Here is a 9,338-nt window from a genome sequence, read left to right as displayed (position 1 = left end):
CGCCGACGCCGTGACCTTCACGGTGCCGGCGGCGCCGGGCGCGGTGAGCGAGAGGACCGATCCCTTCGCCCGGTTGTCGGCGGCGGTCGCCTGCGCGCCCACCGGGCCCGTCGCCGGGATGTAGCCGACCTCCTGCTTGTCGCCCTTGCCGCGGACCACCCGCAGGGCGGCCACCACCGGGGTGGCCTTGCCGTCGTCGGCGGGGGTCAGGAGCAGGGAGCCCGGCTCGCCCCGCGTCAGGGCCTTCAGGTCGACGCCGGCGGTCATCTGCGACTTGACGTGGAGTTCCTCATTACCGGCCGGCGAGATCGCGCCCGTCTTGCCGAGCAGTTTCACCGTGAGGTCTGCGTCGTCCTCGCCGGGGGCGAAGGCCACGAGCCGCACCGAGGTCGCGTCCGCCGGGATGCCGGGCAGGACCAGGGTGCCCGCCGGCTCGGTGGAGGCGGCGAGCCAGTCGCTGCCGCTCCTGTCGTCCGCGGTCCTGACGACCGCCCCGACGCGTCCGCTCCGGGTGGTGACATGGACGGTCACATCGTCCTCGGCCTTGTTGATCAGCGTCGAGATCAGGACGCGGATACCGGACCGGGCGGGCACCGTGATGTCCTCGCCCACCTCGGACTTGAGCGGGCCTTCCGGACCGTACAGCTCGATGTCGGCGACGGCGGCGGTGTCGTCGGGGTTGGTGAGGTGGACGTAGTCCTCGCGGGACTTCGCCGTACTCGCGGCCGGGAACCAGAAGTCGGTGTCGGGCACGGTGCAGCCGACCCCGAGCAGCCCGCGGGAGTCGCCCGCCTCGACGGTGGTGGTCTGCTGGGCGGTCCAGCCGGGGGCCAGCCGGCCCGTGGCGGTGCCGACGAGGGCCGGGGCGTCCGCGCCGGACACCTCGGCGGTGGCCGGCTTGCCGGGCTCCTTGAGGAGGACGACCGGCTTGTCCGGGTCCGTCTTCCCGGTCTTCTTGTCCTTGTCCTTCGCGGTGTCCTTGGCGACGCCCTTGACGGCCGAGGACAGGAGTTCGGCCGTACCGGCCGGTTCCGCGGCGCCATCGCTCTTCGCCGCCGGGGTGAAGGAGGTGTACTCCGTCTCCGCGAGGTCGGACAGGCCGGGGGCCGGGCAGAGCAGGCTGGAGCGCTCGACGGGCAGCCGGGTGGCCGCCTTCGCCGTCGTCGTACCTCCACCGTCCGGCGCGGTGACCGCGGCGAATCCGGTGACGGCGGCGAGGGCGACGGCCCCGGCGATGAGGGACAGGCTGGTGGACTTCACTCGGACTCGCCTCGCGATGCGTTACGGGTCGGCCACTGGTTCTGGCCCGGGGCCGGGTTCCCGTCGGGGTTCTCGTCGGGGTTCTGCGGGTCGTACGTGCCCTGCTCGCCGTAGGCGCCCTGGGTGCCGTACTGACCCGTGCCGTACTGACCGGCGTCGTACGGGGCGTTGCCGTACTGGCCGTCGGGGTCGTACTGACCGCTGTTGTCCTGCGGGAGGCTGCCGTACTGGCCCTGGGTGTACGGGGGGTACTCGCCCTGCTGCTGCTGCTGCGGATAGCCGTACGCGTCGTAGCCTGCGGCGCCGTCGGACTGCTGCTGCGGCGCGGCACCGTACTGGCCGTCCTGGTACTGGCCCTCCTGGTACTGGCCTTCCTGGTACTGCTGGTAGCCGGTGCCCTGGTACTGCTGGGCGTCCCATTCCCCGTACTGCTGCTGCGGCACCGCCGCGTACTGGCCGGTGTCGCCGTCGGCCTGCTGGGGGACGAAGACGTCCTGGCCGGCGTCGGAGTCGGTGTCGAGCGGCTCCTGGCCGGTGGGCAGGCCGGTCTGCCGGTCGGGGAAGTGGTCCGCCCGCTCCCCCTCGGCCGCGGGCTCGCCGGCGTCGAAGTTCTCGCCGTCGTCGCCCTCGCCCTCCGCCAGCGCGGCCGCTCGCAGCCTGCGGGCCCGGCGCCCCTCACCGGCGACCGGCTCGGCGGGGACCGGTGCGTCCTCCTCGGGCAGGTCGTCGTCGATCTCCCGGCGACGGCCCGGCAGTGCCAGGACCAGCAGGACCACGGTGAGCGCGGCCTGGATCCAGATCCACACGGAGTGCGTGAAGGGCGTCTCGTACGTGAGGTCGAGCGTGCCGCCCTCGGCGGGGAGTTCGAAGCCCTGCGCCCAGCCGTCGACGGTCTTGCGGGTCAGCGACCGTCCGTCGAGCGTGGCCTGCCAGCCGGGGTCGGCGTCGTCGGCGATCCGCAGCACGCGGCCCGCGCCGCCCGCCGGGATCTTGGTGTGCGCCTCGACGGGTTCGGAGCCCACCGGGAGCTGCTCGTCGGCGGCTGCCGCCGGGACGATCATGATCCGGGCGACCTGGCGGTCCACCTGCCAGAGCGCGCTGCCGTCCAGCTGGCTGAGGCGCCTGAGGCCGGGGGTCGCGTCGAGGACCCGGCTCATCTGCTTCGGCGCCCCGTCCCGGACGAGGACGTAACGGATCGCGAAGCTGCGGAGCTGGCTGCCCTGGTCGGCGCCGGAGCCCGCGACCAGGTTGCCGACGACCTTGTCGAGGTAGCCGTTGCCCTCGCCCGCCGCGGCCAGTTCGGCATCGCCCAGCCGCGCGCCGGAGCCGCGGATCAGGGTGTACGCGACGGAGCCGGGCGAGGTGCCGCCGAGCACCAGGGTGCGCGGCTGGTCCCGGGTGCTGCTCTCCGCGGCGACGAACGCGGGCACCTGCACCGGGTCGCGGCGCTCCAGGGGTCCCGCGGCGCCGCCGATCATCCAGCCGACGGCGGCCAGCACGGGAGCGACCCCGGCGGCCAGTGCGATCAGGACGGCGACCGGCTGACGCCAGCCGAAGCTGAGCTCGGCGACGCGAATGCGGGCGCCGTCCGCGCCGACCAGCGCGGCCGCGATGAGCGCGGCGCCGTAGACGAGGGTGGCGGGTCCGGCCCAGCCGGAGCCGTTGGCGAGCCCGGCGAAGGCCAGGGCCACCAGAGCGACGGCCCAGGCGGTCCGGGCGGCGAACTGCCGCTCCCCGCGCAGCAGAGCGGCCAGGGCCGCGAGGACGATGCCGAGGAGCAGGACGCCACCGGCCGCCTTGGGGCCGCCGGGGCTGATCCCGAGGAGGTCCAGCGCGGAGGCCGAGCCCGAACCGGTCTCCAGCCCCGCTTCCTTCAGGAAGGACGAGGGGCTCGTCAGGAGCGAGAGCGACCAGGGCGCGAGAACCAGCAGCGGAGTGCCGGCCGCGGCGAGGAAGCGGAGGCCGTAGGCCGTGATGTCGTTGCGGCGCAGTGCCAGCACACCGATGCCGAGGACCACGGCGAGCGGCCAGACGATGGGGGTGAACGCCATCGCGAGGGTGAGCAGCAGGGTGTACGCCCAGGTGGCGCGCCAGCTGCCGCGGCTGTCACCGCCGCCGCTCCGCATGCCGTGCGCGGAGACGGCCGCGCGGGCGATCAGCGGGAGCAGGACGGCGAGGACGGCGGTGCCGAGGCGGCCGGTCGCCAGGGCGCCGGTCGCGGCGGGCAGGAAGGCGTACGCGACGCTGGCCCAGGCCCGCAGCAGCCGGGAAGGCAGCAGCGGGCGGGACACGAAGTACGCGGTGAGTCCGGCGAGCGGGACCGAGCAGACCAGCAGCAGGGTGAGCGCGAAGCCGGTGGAGCCGAGGAACAGCGCGGACAGGGCCGAGATGACGGCCAGGTAGGGCGGTGCGGTCTGGGTGCCGCCGGTGCCGACGGTGTGCCACCCGTCCGCGTAGCGGCCCCACAGGTCGGAGACGTCGCCGGGAGCGGGCAGCAGGACGCCGCCGGCCAGGGCTCCGCCGCCCAGGAGGCTGCGGCAGGCGACGAGGGAGACGAGGAGCAGGAGGGCGAAGAGCACCGGGCCCGGCTTGCGCCCGACGCGCTTCAGCTTGGCGAACTGGTCGATCTCCAGGAAGTCGGCGTCGTCGCCGCCCGGACCCGACTCGACGGCGCCGTGCCGCGAGCCGCCGGACTCGGTCTCCGCGCCGCCGCCGAAGTTGCCGGCGACCTGTTCGACGGTCGCGCGGACGGTGGCGCCGGGGGCGGGGAAGAGCCCGCGCAGTTCGGCCGGGTCGACGGCCCCCTTGCCGCGGTGGCGACGGGCGGTGAGGATCCGGCCGGGGCGCAGCAGGGTGCCGAGGAGGCCCGTGACCTCGTCGAGTGCCTGGCCGGGCACCTTGCCGACGAGATAGGCGAGCGTACGCAGCAGCGTGCCGAGCACGAGCCGGAGCAGCACCCAGGGCAGCCGTTTGCCGGGTGCGTTGACGAGCATGGTGTAGACGGCGCCGGCCTTGTCGACGCGGTGCGGGCTGGAGACCGAGCGGCCGGCGCAGTCGATGGGGCGGCGTTCGCGGGCGGATGCCTCGGCGTGCCGCAGGACGGCGTCGGGGGCGACCAGCACCCGGTGTCCTGCCATGTGGGCGCGCCAGCACAGATCGACGTCGTCGCGCATCAGGGGCAGTCTGCGGTCGAAACCGCCGAGCTCCTCCCAGACGTCCCGGCGGATCAGCATGCCCGCGGTCGAGACGGACAGGACGGTACGGACCTGGTCGTGCTGGCCCTGGTCCTGCTCGCGCCGGTCGAGGCCGGTCCAGCGGCGTCCGCTGTTGGCGATCGAGACGCCGACTTCGAGGAGCTGCCGGCGGTCGTACCAGCCGCGGAGTTTGGGGCCGACGATCGCGGCGTGCTGGTCGTTGTCGACGACGCGCAGCATCTCGGCGAGGGCGTCGGGTTCGGGGGCGCAGTCGTCGTGGAGCAGCCAGAGCCACTGCACCGGTTCGCCGTGCGGCAGGTCCGGCAGGTCGTAGGCGTCGTCGCGCCAGGACCTGGTGACGGGGTCCCAGCCGCTCGGGCGCTTCAGGTACGGCAGGTCGTCCGGGGTCAGGACGCCGGCGGTGCGGCTCGCCTCGTCGACGGCCGTGCCGAAGCCCGTACGCCGCGCGAGGTGCAGGACGCGCTCGGCGCCGAGCGCCTCGGTGACCAGGCGCGCGGAGTCGTCGGCGCTGCCGGTGTCGGCGGCGACGACGTTCTGTACGGGGCGTTCCTGCCCGAGCAGCCCGGCCAGCACGTCGGGCAGCCAGCGTGCGCCGTCGTGGGAGACGAGCACGGCGGTGACGACGTGCCGGGGGAACTCTGGGGCGGCGGCGGCCGCGTACGGCGCCGTTGCTTGGCTGTGCACGGACATCGAGGTACGGGCCCTCCGGCCGGGTCCGGGGGACGTCCCCCGGGGGCTGCATCGGTGTACACGCGCGCCCTGTCGGGTCGTTGGCGCGTCTCGGACGGGGCCCCACACTAACGGTACGGATAACCGGGGTGGCGCGGAGCGGCTGAACGAGAGCGGTGGAGAGGCCGGGGGCACGGCAATGGCCCGCCGCCTGCGGGCAGGGTGCAGGCGGCGGGCCATGGGCGTCGTCGGTCCGGGGAGCGGCCCGTCCCCGGGGTCCGGTTTCTCGCGGCCGGCCTTCGGGCCGGGGCGTTCGCGGAGGGGGCCGGGTCAGACCGCGGCCTTCTTGAGGCGCCGTCGCTCCCGCTCGGAAAGGCCGCCCCAGATGCCGAATCGCTCGTCCTTGGAAAGGGCGTACTCCAGGCATTCGGACCGGACTTCACAGGCGAGGCAGACCTTCTTGGCCTCGCGGGTGGACCCACCCTTCTCGGGGAAGAAGGACTCGGGGTCGGTCTGGGCGCACAGTGCGCGCTCCTGCCAGCCGAGTTCCTCGTCCGCGTCCTCGACCAGCAGTTGCTGGAACAGCTCGGTCATGTGCGCCCCTCGTCTGTCTCTTGCGTCCCGTGATGCGGCCGTTATCGAATCGACCGAACGACACGAGTGAAATTACAAGTGTGTAGCTTCGGGCCAGTCAAGCTCAGATCTGCTATTGGGCCCGGTATTCACTCTGCGGAACCAAGCGTATGCGTAAAGTGTGCAAATCACCAAAAATCTGACATATGCCAGGGGTTTCGCGCCACCCGCACCCGCCACAGGGAAGAACTCCCGGGAGGGGGCGCACGTTGCGATTCGATCACCGAAGCGATCAAGATCACAGTCGGGTCACGGGGGCTCGACCGCGTTTGCCGCGGCGATTGTTGCGCCATGTCTCCGGTGCGGGAGGTGCATAAACCTTTCTCCGCATGGAGTAACCGGATGAGGTGAAACATTACCCCCAAATCGGGCATTGGGTTGACAGTCGGCGATTCTCCGGTTCTCCTTGATGTCATGCCAGCGACCTCAGCCATGCGCATCGCCCACATCCGTGGGTTCCGCAGCGCTGTCCAGGCCCGCTGTTGCTGTTCCAGCTGTCTCAGCTGTTGAAGCCCCCGCGCTCCAGCTCGACGCAGCTCATCCCGCGACCCACGGACCCTCCCCCACGCGGCTTCCCGCCTCTGCGGTCACCCGGTCCCCCTGGTCCTGCGACACCCCTGCATCCGCACAGCACCACTGCACCCCTGCCGAGGAACCACCGCACCCATGAACAGCGACAGCGACCTCCAGATCGCCGGCGACCTCCTCGAGGTCCAGCACCTCCTGCGCCCCGCCCGCGAGCACCCCTCCACCGTCGCGGAATTCGTCGGGCTCGCCCGCACCATCGCCGCCGACCGCTCCCAGTGGGCCCACCTCGTCCGGTACGACGCCACCACCCGCTGGTACCACCGGCTCCGCACCGGACCCGGCTACGAGATCTGGCTGCTCAGCTGGGTCCCCGGCCAGGGCAGCGGCCTGCACGACCACGGGCCGTCGTCCGGCGTACTCACCGTGCTGGAAGGCGAACTGACCGAGCGTACGGACCGCGGCCGGCGGACCCTGGACGCCGGTGCCCAGCGCGTCTTCGCCCCCGGCTACGTCCACGAGGTGGCCAACGACTCCCTCGGACCGGCCGTCAGCCTGCACGTCTACTACCCGGGCCTGACCGACATGCCGATGCATGCCACCCAGTGCGCGGCGGCCGTGGCCCTCTGAAGGGCCGCGTCCGGCAACCGCGCTCCGCCTGACGGTCCCCCACCCGTCGCCCACCACCACCCCGACAAGGATCAGGCTTCGCCTGACAAACTGTCCGTATGCGCATTGTGGTTCTGGCCGGCGGTATCGGTGGTGCTCGTTTTCTGCGTGGCCTCAAGGAGGCCGCGCCCGACGCGGACATCACGGTGATCGGCAACACCGGTGACGACATCCATCTGTTCGGCCTCAAGGTCTGCCCCGACCTCGACACCGTGATGTACACCCTCGGCGGTGGCATCAACGAGGAGCAGGGCTGGGGCCGTACCGACGAGACCTTCCACGTCAAGGAGGAACTCGCGGCGTACGGCGTCGGCCCCGAGTGGTTCGGGCTCGGCGACCGTGACTTCGCCACCCACATCGTCCGTACGCAGATGCTCGGCGCGGGCTATCCCCTGAGCGCCGTCACCGAGGCGCTCTGCGCGCGCTGGAAGCCGGGGGTCCGGCTGCTGCCGATGTCCGACGACCGGATCGAGACGCATGTGGCCGTCGACGTCGACGGCGAGAGCAGGGCCATTCACTTCCAGGAGTACTGGGTGAAGCTGCGCGCCTCCGTCCCCGCGCAGGCGATCGTGCCCGTCGGCGCCGAGCAGGCCAAGCCGGCACCGGGCGTCCTGGAGGCGATCTCCGGGGCCGACGTCATCCTCTTCCCGCCGTCGAACCCCGTGGTGTCCGTCGGGACCATCCTCGCCGTGCCCGGGATCCGGGAGGCCATCGCCGAGGCCGGGGTGCCGGTCGTCGGTCTCTCCCCCATCGTCGGTGACGCGCCGGTGCGCGGGATGGCGGACAAGGTCCTCGCCGCGGTGGGCGTCGAGTCGACGGCAGCGGCGGTCGCCCAGCACTACGGTTCCGGGCTGCTCGACGGCTGGCTCGTCGACACCGTGGACGCGGGTGCGGTGGACGAGGTGGAGGCGGCCGGCATCCGCTGCCGCTCCGTCCCGCTGATGATGACCGACGTCGCCACGACCGCGGAGATGGCACGGCAGGCGCTGGCGCTCGCCGAAGAGGTACGGGCATGAGCGCGGCCGGGCCGGACGCCGCGCCCTCGTACCGGGTGTGGGCGCTGCCCGGGATGCCCGAGGTGCGGGCCGGGGACGACCTCGCGAAACTGATCGCCGCCACCGAGCCGGGTCTTGCCGACGGCGACGTGCTGCTCGTCACCTCGAAGATCGTCTCCAAGGCCGAGGGCCGGATCGTCGAGGCCACCGACCGGGAGGCGGCGATCGACGCCGAGACGGTACGGGTGGTGGCGCGGCGCGGCACGCTGCGCATCGTGGAGAACCGGCAGGGTCTGGTGATGGCCGCCGCCGGGGTCGACGCGTCGAACACCCCTGCCGGGACGGTCCTGCTGCTGCCCGAGGACCCGGACGCCTCGGCGCGGACGATCAGGCAGGGGCTGCGGGACACGCTCGGTGTCGACGTCGGCGTCGTCGTCACGGACACCTTCGGGCGGCCGTGGCGCAACGGGCTGACCGATGTCGCGATCGGCGCGGCCGGGGTGCGGGTACTCGACGATCTGAGGGGCGGCAGCGACGCGTACGGCAATCCGCTGAGCGCGACCGTGGTCGCCACCGCGGACGAGCTGGCCTCGGCCGGTGACCTGGTCAAGGGCAAGGCGGACGGGCTGCCCGTCGCGGTCGTGCGGGGGCTCGGCCATGTCATGGACCCGGCCGACGCCGACGGGGCCCGCGCGATGGTGCGGGTCGCGGCGGACGACATGTTCCGGCTGGGGACGTCCGAGGCGGTACGGGAGGCGGTGACCCAGCGGCGTACGGTCCGCGAGTTCACCGACGAACCGGTGGACCCCGGCGCGGTGCGGCGTGCGGTGGCCGCGGCCGTGACGGCGCCCGCGCCGCATCACACGACTCCGTGGCGGTTCGTGCTGCTGGAGTCGCCGGAGTCACGGACCCGGTTGCTGGACGCGATGCGGGACGCGTGGATCGCGGACCTGCGGCGGGACGGCAAGAGCGAGGAGTCGATCGCGCGGCGGGTGAAGCGGGGCGATGTGCTGCGCCGGGCGCCGTATCTGGTGGTGCCGTGCATGGTGATGGACGGCTCCCACACGTACGGGGACGCGCGACGGGACGGGGCGGAGCGCGAGATGTTCGTGGTCGCCGCGGGCGCCGGGATCCAGAACTTCCTGGTGGCGCTGGCGGGCGAGCGGCTGGGCTCGGCGTGGGTGTCCTCGACGATGTTCTGCCGGGACGTCGTGCGGGAGGTGCTGTCGTTGCCGGCGTCGTGGGATCCGTTGGGGGCGGTGGCCGTGGGACGGGCCGCGGTGTCGCCTTCGGTTCGGGCGGAGCGCGACGCGGAGGGGTTTGTCGCGGTGCGGTGAGGCGGTGGCCTGTGGGGGGCGGGGCGCCTGCGGCG

Annotated in this window: 6 protein-coding genes; 3 read left to right on the top strand and 3 right to left on the bottom strand. The window is 72.9% G+C overall.

Features of this window, described 5'->3' with window-relative positions; all coding sequences use genetic code 11:
• The 3 genes from JGS39_RS31375 to JGS39_RS31365 form a co-directional block, all read right to left on the bottom strand.
• On the bottom strand, positions 1-1,260 hold a 1,260-nt coding region (locus tag JGS39_RS31375; RefSeq protein ID WP_219573133.1), incomplete at its 3' end, for a DUF5719 family protein.
• Positions 1,257-5,165: a glycosyltransferase gene (locus JGS39_RS31370; protein WP_219573132.1), complete on the bottom strand. Its 3,909-nt coding sequence runs from the start codon at positions 5,163-5,165 to the stop codon at positions 1,257-1,259. The genes JGS39_RS31375 and JGS39_RS31370, both read right to left, overlap by 4 nt.
• Positions 5,166-5,474: 309 nt before the next feature.
• Positions 5,475-5,738 carry a WhiB family transcriptional regulator gene (locus tag JGS39_RS31365; RefSeq protein ID WP_018103995.1) on the bottom strand — a complete coding sequence of 88 codons (264 nt, stop codon included), beginning with the start codon at positions 5,736-5,738 and terminating at the stop codon, positions 5,475-5,477.
• 705 nt (positions 5,739-6,443) lie between these two features.
• Between JGS39_RS31365 and JGS39_RS31360 the strand changes: the two genes are divergently transcribed.
• From JGS39_RS31360 to JGS39_RS31350, 3 genes are all read left to right on the top strand, one after another.
• Entirely contained in the window at positions 6,444-6,932 is a 489-nt protein-coding gene (locus tag JGS39_RS31360; protein WP_219573131.1) for a cysteine dioxygenase, read from the top strand.
• A 98-nt stretch (positions 6,933-7,030) separates the two neighbouring features.
• On the top strand, positions 7,031-7,987 hold the full coding sequence (gene cofD / locus JGS39_RS31355; RefSeq protein WP_219573130.1) for a 2-phospho-L-lactate transferase: 957 nt from the start codon (positions 7,031-7,033) through the stop codon (positions 7,985-7,987).
• Positions 7,984-9,303, top strand: a complete 1,320-nt coding sequence (locus JGS39_RS31350; protein ID WP_219573129.1) for a coenzyme F420-0:L-glutamate ligase — start codon at positions 7,984-7,986, stop codon at positions 9,301-9,303. The genes cofD and JGS39_RS31350 overlap by 4 nt, the downstream gene beginning before the upstream one ends.
• The last annotated feature ends 35 nt before the right edge of the window (positions 9,304-9,338 follow it).

It is taken from the genome of Streptomyces poriferorum, assembly GCF_019399235.1.
GTDB classification, from domain to species: domain Bacteria; phylum Actinomycetota; class Actinomycetes; order Streptomycetales; family Streptomycetaceae; genus Streptomyces; species Streptomyces poriferorum.
This window is presented reverse-complemented; position numbering and strand designations above follow the sequence as displayed.